16 protein-coding genes and 2 pseudogenes are annotated in these 17,520 nt (G+C 55.6%); 6 read left to right on the forward strand and 12 right to left on the reverse strand.

The features are described 5' to 3' along the window. Nucleotides 1-74: 74 nt before the first annotated feature. Nucleotides 75-1,466 carry an ATP-binding protein gene (locus J1N60_RS06695; RefSeq protein WP_312911722.1) on the forward strand — a complete coding sequence of 464 codons (1,392 nt, stop codon included), beginning with the start codon at nucleotides 75-77 and terminating at the stop codon, nucleotides 1,464-1,466. Between the two features lie 27 nt (nucleotides 1,467-1,493). Here the strand turns inward: J1N60_RS06695 and J1N60_RS06700 are convergent, their stop codons facing one another. Together J1N60_RS06700 and J1N60_RS06705 are read right to left on the reverse strand one after the other, a co-directional pair. Then, entirely contained in the window at nucleotides 1,494-2,777 is a 1,284-nt protein-coding gene (locus J1N60_RS06700) for an RNA-guided endonuclease InsQ/TnpB family protein (protein WP_312911724.1), read from the reverse strand. 190 nt (nucleotides 2,778-2,967) lie between these two features. After that, on the reverse strand, nucleotides 2,968-3,915 hold the full coding sequence (locus tag J1N60_RS06705; RefSeq protein WP_312911726.1) for a transcription initiation factor IIB: 948 nt from the start codon (nucleotides 3,913-3,915) through the stop codon (nucleotides 2,968-2,970). A 132-nt stretch (nucleotides 3,916-4,047) separates the two neighbouring features. Between J1N60_RS06705 and J1N60_RS06710 the strand changes: the two are divergent. Further along, nucleotides 4,048-4,338 (forward strand): annotated as a pseudogene (locus J1N60_RS06710) (hypothetical protein). Between the two features lie 334 nt (nucleotides 4,339-4,672). On the opposite strand, the gene J1N60_RS06715 reads toward J1N60_RS06710, so the two are convergent. Then, the gene (locus J1N60_RS06715; protein ID WP_312911727.1) at nucleotides 4,673-4,882 is read right to left on the reverse strand and encodes a hypothetical protein; all 210 of its coding nucleotides are present in this window, start codon (nucleotides 4,880-4,882) and stop codon (nucleotides 4,673-4,675) included. A 578-nt stretch (nucleotides 4,883-5,460) separates the two neighbouring features. Here J1N60_RS06715 and J1N60_RS06720 point away from each other — a divergent pair. Together J1N60_RS06720 and J1N60_RS06725 are read left to right on the forward strand one after the other, a co-directional pair. After that, nucleotides 5,461-7,254 (forward strand): ribosome biogenesis/translation initiation ATPase RLI, encoded by a 1,794-nt coding sequence (locus tag J1N60_RS06720; RefSeq protein ID WP_312911729.1) that lies wholly within the window; start codon nucleotides 5,461-5,463, stop codon nucleotides 7,252-7,254. Nucleotides 7,255-7,772: 518 nt separating this feature from the next. Then, nucleotides 7,773-8,036 carry a carboxypeptidase regulatory-like domain-containing protein gene (locus tag J1N60_RS06725; protein ID WP_312911731.1) on the forward strand — a complete coding sequence of 88 codons (264 nt, stop codon included), beginning with the start codon at nucleotides 7,773-7,775 and terminating at the stop codon, nucleotides 8,034-8,036. A 752-nt stretch (nucleotides 8,037-8,788) separates the two neighbouring features. Here the strand turns inward: J1N60_RS06725 and J1N60_RS06730 are convergent. Next, nucleotides 8,789-9,850, reverse strand: coding sequence for a glutamate-cysteine ligase family protein (locus tag J1N60_RS06730; RefSeq protein WP_312911733.1), 1,062 nt, complete (start codon nucleotides 9,848-9,850; stop codon nucleotides 8,789-8,791). 147 nt (nucleotides 9,851-9,997) lie between these two features. Between J1N60_RS06730 and pdhA the strand changes: the two genes are divergently transcribed. Together pdhA and J1N60_RS06740 are read left to right on the forward strand one after the other, a co-directional pair. Next, nucleotides 9,998-11,083 carry a pyruvate dehydrogenase (acetyl-transferring) E1 component subunit alpha gene (gene pdhA, locus J1N60_RS06735; protein ID WP_312911735.1) on the forward strand — a complete coding sequence of 362 codons (1,086 nt, stop codon included), beginning with the start codon at nucleotides 9,998-10,000 and terminating at the stop codon, nucleotides 11,081-11,083. Then, nucleotides 11,076-12,044, forward strand: coding sequence for an alpha-ketoacid dehydrogenase subunit beta (locus J1N60_RS06740; RefSeq protein ID WP_312911737.1), 969 nt, complete (start codon nucleotides 11,076-11,078; stop codon nucleotides 12,042-12,044). The genes pdhA and J1N60_RS06740 overlap by 8 nt, the downstream gene beginning before the upstream one ends. A 233-nt stretch (nucleotides 12,045-12,277) precedes the next feature. Here J1N60_RS06740 and J1N60_RS06745 read toward each other — a convergent pair whose 3' ends face one another. From J1N60_RS06745 to J1N60_RS06780, 8 genes and pseudogenes are all read right to left on the reverse strand, one after another. Further along, nucleotides 12,278-13,120 (reverse strand): DNA-binding protein, encoded by an 843-nt coding sequence (locus J1N60_RS06745; RefSeq protein ID WP_312911738.1) that lies wholly within the window; start codon nucleotides 13,118-13,120, stop codon nucleotides 12,278-12,280. Nucleotides 13,121-13,725: 605 nt separating this feature from the next. Then, a pseudogene (locus J1N60_RS20760) lies at nucleotides 13,726-13,842 on the reverse strand (DUF8154 family protein); the annotation flags it as partial. Beyond that, on the reverse strand, nucleotides 13,835-14,515 hold the full coding sequence (locus tag J1N60_RS06750) for a nucleotidyltransferase domain-containing protein (RefSeq protein ID WP_312912548.1): 681 nt from the start codon (nucleotides 14,513-14,515) through the stop codon (nucleotides 13,835-13,837). The pseudogene J1N60_RS20760 and the gene J1N60_RS06750, both read right to left, overlap by 8 nt. Nucleotides 14,516-15,147: 632 nt before the next feature. Further along, on the reverse strand, nucleotides 15,148-15,345 hold the full coding sequence (locus J1N60_RS06760; protein ID WP_312911739.1) for a hypothetical protein: 198 nt from the start codon (nucleotides 15,343-15,345) through the stop codon (nucleotides 15,148-15,150). Nucleotides 15,346-15,373: 28 nt separating this feature from the next. Then, nucleotides 15,374-15,871: a hypothetical protein gene (locus J1N60_RS06765; protein ID WP_312911740.1), complete on the reverse strand. Its 498-nt coding sequence runs from the start codon at nucleotides 15,869-15,871 to the stop codon at nucleotides 15,374-15,376. Between the two features lie 5 nt (nucleotides 15,872-15,876). Further along, nucleotides 15,877-16,644 (reverse strand): methyltransferase domain-containing protein, encoded by a 768-nt coding sequence (locus J1N60_RS06770; RefSeq protein ID WP_312911741.1) that lies wholly within the window; start codon nucleotides 16,642-16,644, stop codon nucleotides 15,877-15,879. 14 nt (nucleotides 16,645-16,658) lie between these two features. Next, entirely contained in the window at nucleotides 16,659-17,264 is a 606-nt protein-coding gene (locus J1N60_RS06775; RefSeq protein WP_312911742.1) for an OsmC family protein, read from the reverse strand. Nucleotides 17,265-17,266: 2 nt separating this feature from the next. Continuing rightward, nucleotides 17,267-17,440, reverse strand: a complete 174-nt coding sequence (locus tag J1N60_RS06780; protein WP_312911743.1) for a DUF1059 domain-containing protein — start codon at nucleotides 17,438-17,440, stop codon at nucleotides 17,267-17,269. Nucleotides 17,441-17,520 lie beyond the last annotated feature (80 nt).

The raw sequence follows: 17,520 nt of genomic DNA on the forward strand, positions 1-17,520 counted from the left end.
TGACCTGCTGTACCAGTTGCCTCCTCTACATGCGGAACACCTAAGTCATTATCGCAGTAATCATTATCTGGAGTATGACCTTCTACGATCGCGGCAGTGAACTCGAAGCCCTCGAGGCTGCAGCCGTATCACCGGATTACGAGTTCTACGTGGTGTATGGACGGCGTCGCGTCGGGAAGACCGAATTACTCAAAACGTTTTGTACCGACCACCCGCATATCTACTTCCTCGCTGCTCAGGAGTCAGAACAGCGCCAGCGTGAGAAGTTCATCGAACAAGTTGCCGAGTACTTCAACGATCGCATCCCGCGAATCGATGGATGGGACGATGCGTTTGAGTATCTCGGAGAGGCGATCGCTGACGAACAGGTAGTGATCGTTATCGATGAATTTCCGTACCTGATCGAAGAGAACGATTCTCTCCCGTCGTATGTGCAGTCGTTCGTCGACGAACAACTCCAAGATACAGATTCGATGCTCGTTCTCTGTGGCTCGAGCGTGAGCACGATGGAGTCAGAAGTGCTCGGCCACAAGAGCCCCCTGTACGGTCGCCGTACGGGTCAGATTGATCTACAGCCGTTCTCGTTCAAACAAGCTCAGGAGGCGATTACATACGATTTCGAGGAGGCAATTCAATCGTACGCAGTTACCGGTGGGACGCCAATGTATCTCACTCGCTTCGACTACGAACGCCCACTCGCCGAAAATATTCGAACACACATCCTGTCGCCAACGGGAATTCTCTACAACGAACCGGAGTTTCTCCTGCGTACTGAACTGCGAAATCCTTCGCGGTACATGAGTATCCTCGAATCGGTTGCGCTGGGTCACACGACACCAAACGAAATTTCGGGAGCGACCGGTATTGACGTTGGACCACTGTCGAAGTATCTGCAGACACTCCGCCGACTTCGTCTCATCGATCGGGAGGTGCCCATCACCGAATCTAGAAAGAAGTCGAAGCGATCGCGCTATCACATTGCTGATGAATTTCTGCGCTTCTGGTTTCGATATGTCGAGCCGAACCGCTCGAGTATCGAGGAAGCACCTGATGTCGTCTTCGAAGGTACTATCCAGCCAGATCTACCAACCCACGTCGCACCGACGTTTAAAGATATCTGTCAGGAAGCCATCTGGGAGGCGATTCGTAGTGGTGAACTCGAGCCTTACTCCAAGGTTGGCCGCTGGTGGTATGGCGAACACGAAATCGATATCGTAGGACTGGCACCGAAGGACGATCGGATTCTGTTCGCTGAGTGTAAGTGGACGAACGAACCGGTCGGGTATTCGCTCATTGATGACCTCCGGACGAAAGCTGAAAATATCAGATGGGGGCCAGGAACCCGCGACGAACAGTTTATGCTCTTCTCGAAATCTGGGTTTGTCGACGGACTCGAGAAGGAGGTAGAGGACAATGAGAGGTGGTCGTTCTTCGACCTAACTGACCTCAAGACAGCGATTTCCTAACCATCCCAGGAGGCTCTTGGAAGTGAACTACCCCTGCCTACTCACTCGCGGCTTCGCCGCTCGTTCCTTGAGGCAGAGGCTTCCTGCTTCGACGACGAGACTTGCAGACACGGAAACCGAGTCCACAGCGGTCGCAGTCTCCACAGGCGTTGCTTCGGAGTGAACCACCCCTAGTTTCGACAGGCTACGCGATTTCACGTTCAATGCCGCGTTCCAATCCCTATCTAACTCAAACCCACACGACGGGCACGAGTGTTCTCGAATCCACAACGGCTTCTCGGTTTCGACGCCACACCTGGCACACTCTTTCGTCGTGCCCTGAGCAGGCACTTCCACGTAGTGCGTGCCGTGCTTGTCACAGTGATGTTCGAGAATCCGGCGGAAATCACTCCAGCCCACTTCTGCCTTGTTCCGAGCGTTCCCATCACCTTCCAGCATCGACTTCACGTTCAAGTTCTCGACGAACACGGCGTCGTACTCCGTCGCGTAGAAATGCGCGAGTTTATGCTTGTAATCGCGCTTCTTGTTCGACATGCGGGCGTGAACCTCAGCGACCCGACGCCGTTGTTTCTCCCAGTTGTTTGACTCGTACTGTTTGCGAGAGAGCGAGCGCTGCTCGCGTTCGAGGCGCTCGCGCTCGTCGGTCAAGTCGAGACGGGAGAGAGAGCGTCCGCTCGAGTCGTGGATGAAGGTGAGCACGCCGAGGTCGAGTCCAACCGTGTCCACTGCGTCGGTGTCTTCTGGCTCGGGTTTCTTTGGTTCCTCGGTGCTTATGCAGAACGACGTGTACCACGCTCCCGTCGGTTCTTTCTTCACTGTGACCTCCTTAATCGAGTCGTGCTCTGGGAGGTCTCGGTGAAGACGGATTGGAACGTCGAGCGTTTCGCCGCGGACTTTTTTGAGTCGGAGAATTGCTCGGTCTCTCGGGCCACTCTTCTTGTCGAGTTCGAAGCCCGATTGCCGATACGTGAAACTCCGAAATTCACGCGGTTTCTTCCAGTTCAACGAGCCAACACTGTATCCCTTGGCTTTCAGTTTGCCAAGGTTGTTGATGTTGGTTCGGATGCGTTCGACAGCTTTCTGTAATACGGTAGAGTAGACCTGTTTGAGTTCGGTCCACTGTTGTTTGTGTTGTGGCAGTTTGTCTCGGACTTGCCAGACGCGCTGTCGGAGCGTCCCCTCGTCTTGTGGTATCTTGTTGAATTCGTGGAGCGCGTTGTTGTAAACTTGTCGCACAATGTTGCGAGTCCACTCAAGGCTCTCCCGCTGTGTGGTCGAAGGGAAGAGTCGGAATCGTGGACTGTACTCCATGCGACGTATCCCCTGCTAGTTGTTGTGTTCAGTTAACTATTCTGACCATAATCGATTGTCTCTCTTGCGGGCGCTGTATCCCCGCCCTACTCGCTCGGCTTCGCCTCGCTCCTTGAGGACGGGGGCTTAGCGCCCTCTATTTCAGCTAATCGAATCTCTGAACTCGATTTCTGACTGCTGCAACCCCGACTTAATTGCTTTTCTGAACATCAAGGGCTTCGAGGAGTACATTTCGATGTGTCCGAATTGTCGCTGTGGACGTGTTTGCTACGTCTGCGAGTTTTCTTTGTGTAATCGGGTACCCGAGTTCTTTCCCCGCTTCGTACACACAGGCTGCAGCGAATCCCTGAGGTTGACGCCCGACTGTGAGTCTAGCGTTGTCGGCGATTGTCGCTAACCTGAGCGCTCGATACCGAACCTCATCAGGCAACTCTAGTTCATTCGAGAGTCGCGGGAGAACGTTTTGTGGGCGTGGAACCACCGTTGGCAACTCGAGTGTAACATTCATGACTGCATATGCACGCTCGATCTGTGCTCGTGAGCACGTCGCTACGCATTGGATCTCACCGAGCGTTCGACCCAGCCCGTTGCATCGACAGACTGCGTACACGCTCGCTGCGGCGATTGAATCGAGGGATCGGCCTCGACAGAGATCGCGACTCTGGGCACGGCGAAAGAGCGTACACGCCTGCTCAACGAGTGACGTTGACAACTCGAGAGCGCTCATTAGCCGACGCACTTCGCCAAGACCATATGCAAGATTCTGTTCGCGCTTTGATCGCCACTGACTTCGTCGATGGTGATTGCGTAGTCGGTTGAGTTGGCGTTGCTTTCGTCCCGAGAGTGTGTTCCCCTGTCCATCGACGTGCCAACCGATTTCGCTCGAAAGGCCGCGGTCGTGCCGTCCGGCAGTCAAAGGCGCTCCGGTTCGACGCCGATCCGCGTTTTCACCTGAGACGAACCATTCTGCACTGTGATCGAGCAACTCTTCGTCGACGATCAACCCGCACGTTCGACAACACGTTTCACGGTTTACTGTGAGGAGTTGTCCACTGCATTCGGGACACGTTGAGTTTGACGGTCTCTCTGTATTCGATACTCGAGCAAAGCGACTGCTATATGTCGTCTGTGTAGCCATCACTAACTCCGACGAGGCAACTACCTGTTCGCCCCGTCACCCCTCATGGGGCGATAAACCGTCTCGAGCGATGGAATCGGAGCAACTGAAATGAACGAAACACCAGCATACCTTGCTAACAGAGCATAAGCCATGGGAACGATATCGGCGCGGATTTCGGATGATCTTGAAGCGGAACTCGAAGTATACCTCGAGGAAGAACGTCTTGATCGGAGCACCGCAGTGCGAAAACTCCTCTTGGAGGGGCTCGAGAAATGACGTCGAGAGCAAGCACTCGAACGGCTCGCTGCCGATGAGATCACGTTCACGAAAGCCGCCCAACGTGCAGAGATGTCTGTCTGGGAGTTTGCCCAGCTCGCAAAGGATCGTGACACCATGTGGGTGTCTGGCGATCACCTAGAAACCGACTTCGCGGAACTGTAAATCGCCTCAGGTCTTGACTCCGAGGCAGTTCACACAGAAAACGAGGGCGAATGACCTTCTATAGATTGCAAGGCAGAGTGCCACGGATCACCCGATCCGTGGTACTTAACAACTTGTTGACAGCGGTATCTAAATACAAGGCACACACTCCAGAACTCCCTGAAAAGTACGTTTGCACGCAGTGTCAGGTAATACACGCCGGTACGGTGTCCGAACAAACCGATAACGGTCACCAGTACGATGCACCCGCAAAATGTGGATGCTGCGGTGCAACAGAACTGGTCGCCCAAGAAAATTGGCCACATTTCAATCGGTAACTGGGCTCCGACGTGGATCAGCCACGATCTGTATCGATACTCTTTAATTCGAACCAGACCCCGATCAAAGCGGCTACGAAAACGACGAATAGAATAGCCATTCCGACGTTTTGTCCCCAGCCAGTAACCTGCGGTAGTAAGAATCCACCGACCCATCCTATGAGGACGCTTCCGAGGGTGACCGATGCCATCAGGAGTATCAAAAGCCGATCGGAAAACTCACTCATACCACGCTTTTGCTTCTGACAGCGATAAACAGGCAGCCTGAATTAGCTAAACAGAGGTAAGCTAGCCAGACAACTTGAATTCCTTATATATGCTCTTCTCTCCTTTCTGGTCAGGCAACGGACTCATTGGCGTCTATTGATAACATTACACATGGCGACATCGACGATAGCATAGAGATCAATATGTGGATGATATTAATCGTCAGCGAATAATCTCAGGAGATAAATAATATTGAGAAGAATGCGATAGCAATCGCTGACGTAAGTGTAGTTATTACGGTGAGACCGAAACCGATAATTGGCGATATAGGAGACTTTGGATTATAATTCGTCAATTCCAGAGTCATTTGTTAGATTATAGAACACGCAGTTGAAAAACATATGCATCAACTCAGTACTCGATTCGTGCTCCACGCCCACTCCTGACGTTCAGCAATAAGGCGTTTCGAGCATCGGATTTGCTGAGAATATGATTGGCGAAATATCACAATTGTGATGGTGTCATAGGCGACGTACATCAACCGGTGAGAGGAATCCGCTGGTGAAATCCATTTGAGGCTGAGTCCACTAATTAGTCTATGGGTGACGCCCACTCGCGGACAGCACAAAAAGACGAGTATGCCGCGATTATCGATCAAGGGCAGCTCACCGACGAGGTTCGAAATATCGCCTTGAAATACGACCCCTTGAATCGGATGGGGCGCGACGGATTTCACGTCACAAAGGATGGCGAACTCCACATCGACGACGAGAAAGTGATTGAGGAACACAAAATTGTCACAAACAAGATTCCGAACGACGCAATCAAGATTGTTCGCCTGCCCGCCGAACGCGGCGAATTGGTCCATCAATACGGTGAAAACGGGTTCCGGCTCTACGAATTGCCAGCCCCTATCGAAGACCGCGTCGTCGGTATCCTAGGCCCAAACGGAAGCGGGAAATCGACCGCGCTCCGGATCCTCGGCGGTTTGTTAAAACCGAACTTAGGGAACGCCGACGACGAGCCAGACTGGGACGACATCGTCCGTGAGTTCCGTGGGACTGCAGTCCAGAACTACCTCGAGAAGCTTCGGGACGGCGCCGTCCAGTCTGTATATAAACCACAGCGAGTCGATCGGATCCCCGAGCGCTACGATGGGACCGTTCGAGCTCTCCTCAAGGAGCGTGACGAACGATCTATCCGCAACGAGGCTATCGAACGGTTGGACCTCGAGGAGGTCGCTGACCGGAGTCTCGATGACCTCTCAGGCGGCGAACTCCAGCGAGTCGCGATTGCAGCGACGATCGTCGCCAACGTGGACAGCTATCTGATCGACGAACCCTCGTCATACCTCGACGCCGGCCTGCGGGTGACTATCGCACGAGCACTCAAGGAGCTTGCAAGAGGAAGGCAGGTCATCGTCGTTGACCATGATCTCATCACGCTCGATGTCGTAGCCGATAACATTCACGTCTTTTACGGGGACCCGGGCGGGTTCGGTGTCGTCTCGCGGCCGCTCTCCGCTCGACGAGGGATCAATCAGTTTCTGGATGGGCACTTACGAGGTGAAAATGTGCGCATCCGAGAAACTGCCATTGACTTCCTCAGACGATCCGACCGACGTGACATCGACGGCGCGCCGTTCCTCGAGTTTCCGATCCTCCGAAAGGAGTTCGACTCATTTACGCTTGAAGTGGAATCGGGTACTATCTTCGAGGGAGAGATCCTCGGAATTTTCGGTCGTAATGGCCTCGGAAAGAGTACGTTCGCGAGGCTGCTAGCGGGCGTCCTCGAACCGGATACCGGAGAACTAGAGACGAACGCGACAATCTCGTACAAACCGCAGTACCTTGATCCGCCCGTTGAAGGCACGGTCCGGGAGCTCTTTGCCAATCACGTCGATATTTACGATCAGGAGTTCGAAACGAGGATTCAGAAGCCGTTCGATCTCGAGTCACTGTTTAAACGAGAGATCAACGACCTCTCCGGTGGCGAACTACAGCGCACTAGCATTGCACTCGCGCTCGCCAGAGACGCGGAGATATACTTGTTAGACGAACCATCAGCGTACCTTGATGCGGAACAGCGGATGTCATTTGCTGCGACGCTCCGTCAGTTCATCGATCAGACCGGTTCACCCTGTCTCGTTATCGAGCACGACCTGCTGCTGCTGGATTATCTCTCTGATCGGGCAATGGTGTTTGAAGGCAACCCTGGGGCAAACGGCATCGGTCGATCACCCCAATCTGTCCGTCAGGGAATTAATCGATTTCTCAAGACCGTCGATGTGACATTTCGGAAGGATCCAAACACTGGGCGACCGCGTGCAAACAAGCCTGGCAGCCAGAAAGATCGAGAACAGAAGAATATGGACGACTATTATAGAGATTAGGCGAGAAAACCCCCGACTGAAGTCGTGGGATGAATCGCCGCACTGTTCGCAACCACTGAAATCGCAACGTATGAGTGTCCATACTACGTATCCGTAGTTGTCGTTGCGATGGTTCCCCATCGTGATTGACTGTCCGAAAACTGGCAGTTGACCTGGTGTTTGCCTCATCAAAAAGTAAGCCTTCGGACGACCAGACCGACGGTAAACAACCAGGTACCTCCGAGTCCTGTACAGGATAGGTGTAACGGGGGCGTGGCACTCCCATCGGCGTGTCGGGTCGTAAACGTACGTTCCCAAACCAGCGCATTGCGGTGCGGGCGTGGGAAGCCCACGACTGTAGTCGTGGGAGGATGTCACGCCTCGTGATGCCGTCAAGAGAGGATCGCCTACGTGTACCGCGAGAGACGCTGCACCACGCCCCATCAATGGGCGGGCGAAGCTATTTGGACTCAACTATGTTGCTGTGTGGCATGCACCCCGTTCTTCCGATCACTCTCGAAACGCCGGACGAGATCTTGGTGGGCGAACCCGTCACCGTCCGTGTTCGCGATCACTGGAAAAGGCCCGTCGAGGGTATCACCATCAGAACCCGTCGTCGGATCTTGGTACGGACTGACGACACGGGACGCTGTCGAATCGAACTTGCCGCTCCCGGATTCTGGAAACTCCTCGTCGTTAAGTCACCCGACGAACGGTTCGCGTACGAACCTTTGACGGCGCTCGTCCGAGTCCTTCCCGGCGCGTCGCCGCTCACCGACCGCGTCGCAGCCCCAGCCACGTGAAGCGGACCGAGAACCGAACGTTCGAGACGTTCACCGATTTGGTAGGGTTCTCGAGACCACGGGCGGGTGCAACTCGTATACGCAGAGGGTCGATTCCGGTGAGCCAGCCCCATCACTCAAGCCGGCTTCGAAATCGGTGGCGGGTCTGTGGCCCGACGATGAAGTATCTCGGAAACTCGGAACCGGCTCGAAACGGCCACCACGCCTCTGTGTTCGAGTGTTCGACGTGTGGCGAACGCCGGCTCCGTGGCTGAAACTGCTTCTACGTACTGAAACCGAGGGCGTAACCCTGTGAGCGAGCGGTGCATGAATACGACGGGCCAACAGCCTTGTCACTCATCGGTGGAGGTCAGCCCGGTCTGATACCCTCCCATGCCAGAGGATACAGACCGTTAGGCATCGAAGCGGACGAGTCGCACCATCATAACCCGGCCACTCCCCCAGGTGGCCGTTTTTGCTACCGATCCACGTACTGGAACCTGTATTTCGAGGGTAACTACTCGCACAGGGAGGTAAGGAGAAACGCGATCGCCATAGGTGTTAGCGTCGCGTTTGGCCGGGGCAACAAGGACTACGTCGCTGAAAACTTCGAGAACTGGATGGGCTAGACGAGCAACGTCGCGCCGAGCGAGAACGCTCCGGCGGCCGATCGACCGACGACGACTGACCGCTCAGTCCTTCTTCGCAGTGGCCGCGTTCACATTCTGGCGGCGCCAGCAGGAAGCAAAAAGATGAGTTCCACGGGGGAGAGACTACCTCCCGAGTCCGCGCACGTCCCGTTCGAGGAGGGTCGCGTACTCGAGGCGGACTCGACGAGCGCGTTCATCCGAGATCGTCTCATCAGCGTAGATCTGGTCGGAAATCGGATGATACCGAGTCGTATCGAAGTTCATCTGTTCTAGATACTTCCAGACTGACGTCGAGTTCAATCCTCGTTCGATCGCCGCATCGCTGAGGTGCTGGAGGTTGGCATACTCCGGGATTCCAATTCGGTCGGACTCGATCCCTGGGTCACCGATTTCGACCGGTAGGTCATCGGTCAGCCGGACGAGTGGGACCAGATCCGCAAGCAGTTGCAGGATCTGGGACGGGAGTGTTGTGTCGGGCGACCGCCACTCGACGGTCGGAGTCTTATTGCGGAGTCTGACCGGTGTCACCACGACATTTTCACGGTCGAACAACTCGCCGAACTGCTCCGGAGTGACGTCGCGCTTGAGCGCCATTGCTCGCAGTTCGTCGTAGACCTGTTGGAGTCGTGACTCCCACTCGGCCACATCGTCGGTATACTCCCATAGCACCCGGAACTTGCCGAATTTGTAGCCCGCCTTGTACCGGTAGGCATAGGCGCGAGAAGAACACGCCAGTCGTTCGCTCTTGTAATAGGGTGACGAACAGGCGAGAGCCAGCGCCGGGTCGAGCGCCGTCAAGAGGTTCAACTGCCGGGCTACGTTCCCTTTCTCGAAGTGAACGTGGGTACCCGCGCAGTTTTTCGCGACTTCCAGGCCGTCTCCGTAAATCTGCTCGAGGAACTCCCCTCGTTCCGAGGGGATACCTGATGGATTCTCACTGAGCGGTGTTCCCAGTGGAACGAGCCTTCGGTCTGTTTCGGCTGCTTCTTCGAGGAGGCGCTCGAGGACATCCCGAAGACTGTCCGCGATGGTAGCAACTGAGTTCCCTGGCGGTGTCTGAACTTCGATGAGCGATTCAACGAATTCGGGAAGGGCATCGTCGTGTACCTCGGTGAGGTCGTGGCCGTCACAGAGGTGCCCATACTCGTCGACGACCCAAAACTCCATTTCAAGTCCGATAGTCATTCCTGATTCTAGGGCCCACACGGGGATAAACATCTCACCGACCAGTATTGTCAAATCGAACTTTGGTATTTTATGATAGCGCATTCACCGTTAGATGCCGTCGTACACTGGGCCGCGCATTAACTCGCTCGAGCGCATGCCTTCGGTATGCCCCAGGAAGACGTTGCTCAGTTTACTGTCCGGTCTGTACAGGTCCTCGCAGAGGATGAAACGGTTGACGATGAATTGGTGCCCGAGTTGACCGACGATCAGTTGCTCGACCTGTACGAACAGATGAAACGGTCACGCAGACTCGACGAGCGCGGAATTGCGTTGCAACGCCGGGGTGAACTCGGGACATACGCACCGGCGATCGGACAGGAAGCGGCGCAGGTCGGGAGCGCATACGCCCTGGCAGATGACGATTGGCTCGTCCCATCGTTCCGCGAGCAAGCTGCGCTACTGACGCATGGAACTGATCCTGAGCAGATCCTCCAGTACGCAATGGGGATGGAGGAAGGCGCCGAAATACCGGGCGGGAAGGGCGCCTTGCCGCCAGCTATTCCTGTTGGGAGCCAGCCGCTGCACGCCGTTGGCATCGGTTGGGGAGAGGCACTGCAAGATCGCGACACGATCGCCATTACGTACTTCGGGGACGGGGCAACCAGCGAAGGTGACGTCTACGAAGCGTTCAACTTCGCCGGCGTCTCTGACTCTCAGACGGTTTTTATCTGCCAGAACAATCGGTATGCAATCTCGACGGGGGTTGAGAAGCAAACCAAAGCAAAGACGCTGGCTCAAAAGGCAATTGCGGCAGGCATCGAAGGGGTTCAAGTCGACGGCAATGACGTTCTGGGTGTCTACCGTGTCGCCAGGGAAGCGGTCGAAAAAGCCCGGAACGGCAATCCAGTCCTGATCGAGGCGTTGACGTATCGGCGCTCGATGCATACGACCTCCGACGACCCCACAGCCTACCGCGGCCACGAAGAAGAAGCGGAGTGGGAGCTTCGTGATCCCATTCTGCGGTTCCAGGTGTTCCTCGAAAACCGAGAGATCCTGGATGAGGAAACGGAGGGTACGATCGACGAACGAATCGAATCCGAGCTCGCTGACGCGATCGATCAGGCAAACAAGGAACGCCAGGCAATCGACCCGGCGGATATGTTCCGCTTTGTGTACGATGACATGCCGTCTGAACTCGAGCAACAGTCCGATGCCTTCGAGGAAGGGGTCGAGGGTGATACGGATGGCTGAACGACTCCGAATGGTCGAGGCTGTTCGTGATACCCTGGATGCGGAGTTAGCCCGCGACGATAGCGTCGTCGTTTACGGGGAGGACGTTGGTCGGGTTGGCGGGGTATTCAGGGCGACTCAGGGTTTGATCAACGACTATCCGGATCGGGTGTTCGACACACCGGTCGCAGAGGCGGGGATTATCGGCACCGGCGTTGGACTCGCGGCCACTGGAATGAAGCCGGTCGCGGAGATCCAGTTCCAGAGTTTCCTCTATCAGGGATTTCACCAGCTAGCACAGCACGTTGCGCGTATACGAAGCCGAAGTCGGGGGACAATAACCTGTCCCATGACAATCCGAATGCCCTACGGTGGCGGGATCCATGCATTGGAACTTCACTCAGAAAGCTATGAGGCAGGCTTTTCCCATCTTCCCGGCCTGCAGGTCGTCTTCCCGTCGTCCCCCGCCGAAACGAAGGGGCTGCTCACGTCCGCTATTCGCGACCCCGATCCGGTCATATTTATGGAACCGACGCGGCTGTACCGCTCGTTCCGTGAGGAGGTACCTGACCAACACAAAATTCCGCTCGGTGAGGCCCGCGTCGTCGAGTTCGGCGACGATGTGACGGTGGTTGCGTGGGGTTCGATGCTCCGCAAGACGCTTGACGCCGTCAACGACGTCGAAGCAAGCGTTGAGGTGATCGACCCACGGACGCTCTACCCGCTGGACACGCAGACTATCGTCGAGTCTGTGAAGAAGACTGGCCGCTGCGTCGTCGTTCACGAGGCGCCTAAGACGGCCGGAATGGGTGGAGAGATCACGGCTCGCATCAACGAGGAGGCGTTTCTTTACCTCGAGGCACCCGTCGAACGGGTGACCGGTTACGACGTGCCCGTGCCGCTGTTCGCCCGCGAGGACGACTATCTGCCCGATGAGGACCGCATCAGAAACGGGATAAGCCGGGCTCTCGAGTTCGGGTAGAAATGTGCAAGAATTCCCCGAGAGTAGAGCGAAAAGGGTCCGTTACTCCTTCATTCCACTCATGATCCCTGTGGCTTCATCATTTGTCTGATAGAGTTCTCATCACTGGATTCCTTTGGCGAAAGCCCGGCAGCGCAACGGCCATCGGCCGTGAGCAGCCCGGAACGTGGAGGTGGGTGGGGCGGTGGGTAGTGGGTGATCGGGCACAACAGCAAAAAAGAGAACTCGTTGGGCTACTCCCACCAGGACTCGCGCTCTGGGAACACGATTTCCGACCACCGAGTCAGCGCGATCGAACACCGTCCATTGTACCAGTTCTTCGCCGCCGCCCTGAACCGCACCCGTTCGCCTTCTCGAACCATCGTCTGCCGACTCTTCGCCCAAATCGTAAACTTCGTTCGACCCGTCTCGTCCTCAAGCAATCCAACCTGTTGAATCGCTGAACTTGAGGGCTCCCACAATTCGATCACACGGCCTTCGACACTGACCTCGCCTCGCCTGATCGACTCGAGGTCTCCAATCGGTACGATCGTCCCTGCCTCGTGTTGCATCTCTTCTTTGGTGTCCATCACTGCCTCGAACATGTCCGCATCCTCGAGTACTCGACTGGCAATCCGCTTTCCGATGACCGCTCGCGTGTACCCACCTTGGACGTCCTCTGTCAACCGCTGTGCCTGCTGATTGACCTGTCTCAGTTCTTCTCGCTCGAGTTTCTCACGGGGATCGACTCGTTCGTCCGCCTGCTCACGACGTGCCGCTTCGACCACTACTCTCGTTCGCTCCGCTCGTCCCTCTTGCCGACCGAACGCCGCCTGTACACTGATTCGCTCGAGTTCTTCCTCTCTCGCTCGAATGCGCTCTTCCTGGGCCAGGGTGACGCCGTAGATCCGATCCTTGCTGGTGTCGACCATCCCCTCTGGGTGGTTCGAATCCACCTTCGCCTGTATCTCCATCTCGACCGTTGGCCGCAATTCTGGGGTCTCATCGACGACGTCCGCTCCTTCTCGAACCGCCTCCTGTTCGTACGCCTGTTCATTGATCGAAACGACCTTACTGACTGACTTCTTAGTAGACATTGGAATTCCAACTTCCAAAGGCGCTCACTCGGCGTCTTTTCCGACACCACGACTCTCCAGCCATGGCTCTCTTCGTCGTTCAACTTTTCATCACACGCGTCTCGCTCGCGCCTTCGCACGCGCCCCTTGGGGCGCGAGCGAGACGCGCCGATGTTAGACCTAACCAGTACCGCGCGGCGCTTCAACCGGAGTGAACGTCCAGTTTTAAGCCGTTTTCGCGTCTGAGCGAGCGAAGACCGAAAGCGCGCTTAATACTGGCAACCGAAGAGCGGGAGTGAGCGACGGTCAGAAGCGGCGAGGGGGGCGTGCCGTTATTCGAGGAGGGAACAACCACAAAAGCCAGCTGATTTGTCCACACGGGTGGGTCCGAAAAGGGCTGACGCGCTCAGGGATCCCCGTCGACGCAAGCACCGCAACTTCGTGAGGAGCGCAGAGAGATCTTCGCAAGTGATACGAACGAAGGCTAGCGAGACGCGTCTCACTAGACGCGGGACTCGAGCGCGCCAGGAGGCTTTCACAGTAGTGTACACTCGAGTCTACTCAGAACAACTCAGCACCCATTCTTCACCTTGGTAGTCATCTCGAGGCACAGAGACACTCATATTTCGAAGTTGGAGGAGTGCAGCGTCTTCGACATCGAGGCCGAGTTCAATCTCGGTTGGCCGGCGGTCGAATGCTGCTTGCACATCGTCGATCAGTTGATCGATTCGCGTACTACTCATCGGCGAACACCGCCTTACGCACTGCCTGGATCCGGTCGTCGCCATACACCGTGATTCCTTCTTGGAAAATTTCTCGCAGTTTCGATCCGGCACGGTGTGCACTCTCTTTAGATTCGACGTAGGGTTCGAAGTCAAACCGGTCTCCATCAAAACGGCGGTCACTGAGATCATTGACGACGTCAGTTACGAGACGGCGTGCTGTCGTTCGATCACCATCAACGACGACGAACAGATCGATATCACTCTGTCTGTCGGCTTCGCCACGAGCAACGCTTCCGAAGACGACGATTCCGAGAAGATCATCTACGCTGTCGGCGCCAGTCATAGCCACACGAGTCTGTTCAATAAATGCGCGTATCGGGGCGTGGAACTCCGTCTGTTCGATAGCTAATAGCGGATCATCTTTTTGTAATCGCCGAGGATTGATAGCTACGTAATTTCGCTGGGGTGTTTCACGAACATGGACTGCACCAATTCCATCGAGTAAATCAATAGCCCTCCACACTGTGGATCGAGTAACAGTGGTCGCGTTGACGAGTTCAGCTATAGTAAACTCTGTCTCGTGCGCATCAGCCAACAGACGAAGGATATCGTCAGCTGCAGCAATTCGGAAGATATCGGTATCATCGGCAGGATTGACATCGATACACACCGCCATATCTTGACCCGTCATTTCAGACACTGTCTGATATTGTGCAACGAGTTATAAATAACTTGTTCTAGCAGGTTAAGCGCTGGGTGCTGTGGTGAACGAAGTTAACTGTGAAAGCCCGGCAGTGAAACGGCCGTTGGCCGTTAACAGCCCGAACGTCGAGGTGGGTAGGGCGGTGGGTAGTGGGTGATCGGGCACCAGCAAAAAGAGAGTTCATTGGGCTACTCCCACTAGGACTCGCGCTCTAGGAATCTGATTTTTGATCACCGAGTCAGCGCGATCGAACACCGTCCATTGTACCAGTTCTTCGCCTCCACACTAACCTCGCCCTTTCTAATCGACTCGCCATTTCTAATCGGCACGATCGTCCCTGCCTCGTGTTGTATCTCTTCTTTCGTATCCATCACCGTCTCGAACATGTCTTTGCTCTCGAGAACCCGGCTGTCAATCTGCTTCCCGATGGCTGGTTCAGCTTGTGTTCGACGACGAGTGTTCCACCCGGAGCTCGGTACCGTCCATAGATGTCCGTTAGCAGGTGGACGTATAATTAGTCGGCGGTGATGGTGTCCATGGGATTTTATCCGATCCGCTCGATCGACTCGAGGCCGGCGATCTCGGCAAGTTGACCTCTTACAGACGCGATTGGGCTGTAATCATATGCCCCTTTCTCCCTGCCGCCGGTTTTCCACAGTTCTGGAGCGGATGGCGCTGGCAATTTTGAGCCCCCCGACAACGAAGGCAGCAATACCACCGAAGGCAAACAGGGAGAGAACGACGCGGAGTAAGTATTCAAGCAGTGTAAACTCAACAACAGAACCGCCATGCAAAATGATATTGGATTCGATGATCATCTGTAATTCTGTTGACTATCTATCGCAGCTACGCCGCGTTCAAGCCTCGATATGCCATGACGACGCCGACGACGAAGACGACCGTCGCCACGTAGATGGGGCCGAGATGCGTCATCCAGTCGTGAGCAAATGCATCTGCCGTGTAGTGCATCGGCAGCGCGAGCGCTAAGCCGGTAACGGCAGCGACGACTGCGGTTGCCCACGCCCAGGTGAGCCGCTGACGCACGCCATACCACGACAGGGCGGTGATCGCGATTCCTGTCGAAATTATGAACGCGGCAGTGGCGACGTGCAGGTGACTGATGTAGTACGCCACTGTCGGGTCCAAGTCGGCTTTCGTCATCCCGTTTAGCGTACTGACCCCGAGTTCGAAACCAGTCCCTACGAAGTTCATTACGAGGAATACGATTCCGTATCCGATGAACGCGACGCCCGCGAGCGCCATCAATAGTGATCCGTTCCGGAGCGTTGCCTCGAGTTCGACTTGTTCTTGCTGTTCGTCTGTAACCGATTGTCTTGTTGCCATTGTAATCACTTGTTGGCGCCGAGCGAGATGCTCTTCACGCCGTACTTCTGACATGCATTCGCTGCTTGATCCGAGATGAACTCATACTGAGTATTGTCCCGAACCTCCCTCACTTCAAACCCGGTCTGCTCTATGAGCTCCGTGTAACGATCGACCTGTTCGGCTCCGCCGATACAAGCTGCCCACAGGTCCTCGTTGTTCTTGATGCTCTTCGGCATCAGTTTCTCGCTGATGATATCGGAGATGGCGAGCCGTCCGCCTGGTTTGAGGACTCGATTTGCCTCCGTGAACACTCGCTGCTTTTCCGCAGAGAGGTTGATGACCCCGTTCGAGAGTACGACGTCGAATGTCCCGTCATCGAAAGGAATGTCCTCGATGTACCCCTTCTCGAAGAATACGTTGTCCATCCCAACCTCATCACGCAACTGCCGTGCCTTCGATAGCTGTTGGTCGGTCATATCTAACCCGGCCACACTCCCGGATTCGCCGACATGTAACGCTGCGACGAACGCATCCGTCCCGGAACCGCTCCCAAGGTCGAGCACGTCATCTCCTTCTTCGAGAGCGGCGAGGTCGAAGTGGTATCCCACGCCCGCGAATGACTCCAGAGCCTGCGGGGGGATCTGATCGAGATCGCTTGCTGGGTAGCCGAGCCGTTCTGCCAACTCGCGCCCCATCTCGAAGTGATACTCTTCTGCCGGTTCTTCTGCAACGTCTTGATAGACGCTCTTGACCGCCTGTTCGAGCCGTTCGACGTCTAGTGATTTTGCCATTTGTCTTCACCTCATCAGTCGTCGGCCGCCACTTCGGCCGGGGTATTCACCGTGAGTTGGATGTCCTGAGCGAGAGAGACGAGCGTGTAGACTGGTGCCCGCCGCGCCCATTCGTCGACCTGGTCCTTATCGAGATTCGGACTCTCGATCTCGACTTCTGCGGTTAGATTCTCGAAGACGGCATCGGCCTCTCCGAGGTCCTTGAGGCTGAAGAGGACGCGCGGATCGAACTCGGTGCGGACCCGGGTCTGGAGGTACTCGATATCGACGCCGTTCGCGACGGCGTTGATGGTGATGCCGACGTTGATGCAAGAGGCGAGCGCGGAGAGTGCGGCCTCGATCGGTTCCAGTCGGTCGGTTCCGCCGACCCATCCGCCTGCGTCCAACACTTCCTTCCACGCTCCGTAAGGAATCGTGTACTCGCGAGTCTCGCGCGCGATCGTCTCACCGCCGAGTTCGTAGCTGTCTACCTTCGCCAAGCTATGAGCGCACGTCCCCTCGTATGTCGAGCGAGCAGCGAGCCCGAGCTGCACCCCATTGGGGTTTTCAGCCGCGAATTCGGCGAACTCTTCGAATTGTTCGATGTCGATACCGTGGTTGACCTGCGTGTCGATAGCCATATTTACACGACCTGGAGGTGCTTTTCTCGTAGTTCTTCGGCTGTGTAGTCTTGCCCGTGAACCTCTTTCATGTGGTTCCTGGCCAGTTCGGTCGCTTCGGCTTCGTTCTCTGATTGGATGATGAACCGACAATCAGCAGCTGCCGCTTCACAATCGAGTTTGTGTGCTTTTGCCATGGTGTTTCAGTTGCCTTTCGGCAAGAGATGGTTCGCGTTCAAGCGTTAGATAGCTAACTCGTGACACACCGGTGATGACT

The sequence above is a fragment of the Natronosalvus caseinilyticus genome, assembly GCF_017357105.1.
GTDB lineage: Archaea > Halobacteriota > Halobacteria > Halobacteriales > Natrialbaceae > Natronosalvus > Natronosalvus caseinilyticus.

Bases quoted from the DNA above. Each gene is read 5' to 3' on its own strand.
- J1N60_RS06695 (WP_312911722.1), top strand. From the start codon at position 75: ATGACCTTCTACGATCGCGGCAGTGAACTCGAAGCCCTCGAGGCTGCA.
- J1N60_RS06700 (WP_312911724.1), bottom strand. From the start codon at position 2,777: ATGGAGTACAGTCCACGATTCCGACTCTTCCCTTCGACCACACAGCGG.
- J1N60_RS06705 (WP_312911726.1), bottom strand. From the start codon at position 3,915: ATGGCTACACAGACGACATATAGCAGTCGCTTTGCTCGAGTATCGAAT.
- J1N60_RS06715 (WP_312911727.1), bottom strand. From the start codon at position 4,882: ATGAGTGAGTTTTCCGATCGGCTTTTGATACTCCTGATGGCATCGGTC.
- J1N60_RS06720 (WP_312911729.1), top strand. From the start codon at position 5,461: ATGGGTGACGCCCACTCGCGGACAGCACAAAAAGACGAGTATGCCGCG.
- J1N60_RS06730 (WP_312911733.1), bottom strand. From the start codon at position 9,850: ATGACTATCGGACTTGAAATGGAGTTTTGGGTCGTCGACGAGTATGGG.
- pdhA (WP_312911735.1), top strand. From the start codon at position 9,998: ATGCCCCAGGAAGACGTTGCTCAGTTTACTGTCCGGTCTGTACAGGTC.
- J1N60_RS06740 (WP_312911737.1), top strand. From the start codon at position 11,076: ATGGCTGAACGACTCCGAATGGTCGAGGCTGTTCGTGATACCCTGGAT.
- J1N60_RS06745 (WP_312911738.1), bottom strand. From the start codon at position 13,120: ATGTCTACTAAGAAGTCAGTCAGTAAGGTCGTTTCGATCAATGAACAG.
- J1N60_RS06750 (WP_312912548.1), bottom strand. From the start codon at position 14,515: ATGACGGGTCAAGATATGGCGGTGTGTATCGATGTCAATCCTGCCGAT.
- J1N60_RS06760 (WP_312911739.1), bottom strand. From the start codon at position 15,345: ATGATCATCGAATCCAATATCATTTTGCATGGCGGTTCTGTTGTTGAG.
- J1N60_RS06765 (WP_312911740.1), bottom strand. From the start codon at position 15,871: ATGGCAACAAGACAATCGGTTACAGACGAACAGCAAGAACAAGTCGAA.
- J1N60_RS06770 (WP_312911741.1), bottom strand. From the start codon at position 16,644: ATGGCAAAATCACTAGACGTCGAACGGCTCGAACAGGCGGTCAAGAGC.
- J1N60_RS06775 (WP_312911742.1), bottom strand. From the start codon at position 17,264: ATGGCTATCGACACGCAGGTCAACCACGGTATCGACATCGAACAATTC.
- J1N60_RS06780 (WP_312911743.1), bottom strand. From the start codon at position 17,440: ATGGCAAAAGCACACAAACTCGATTGTGAAGCGGCAGCTGCTGATTGT.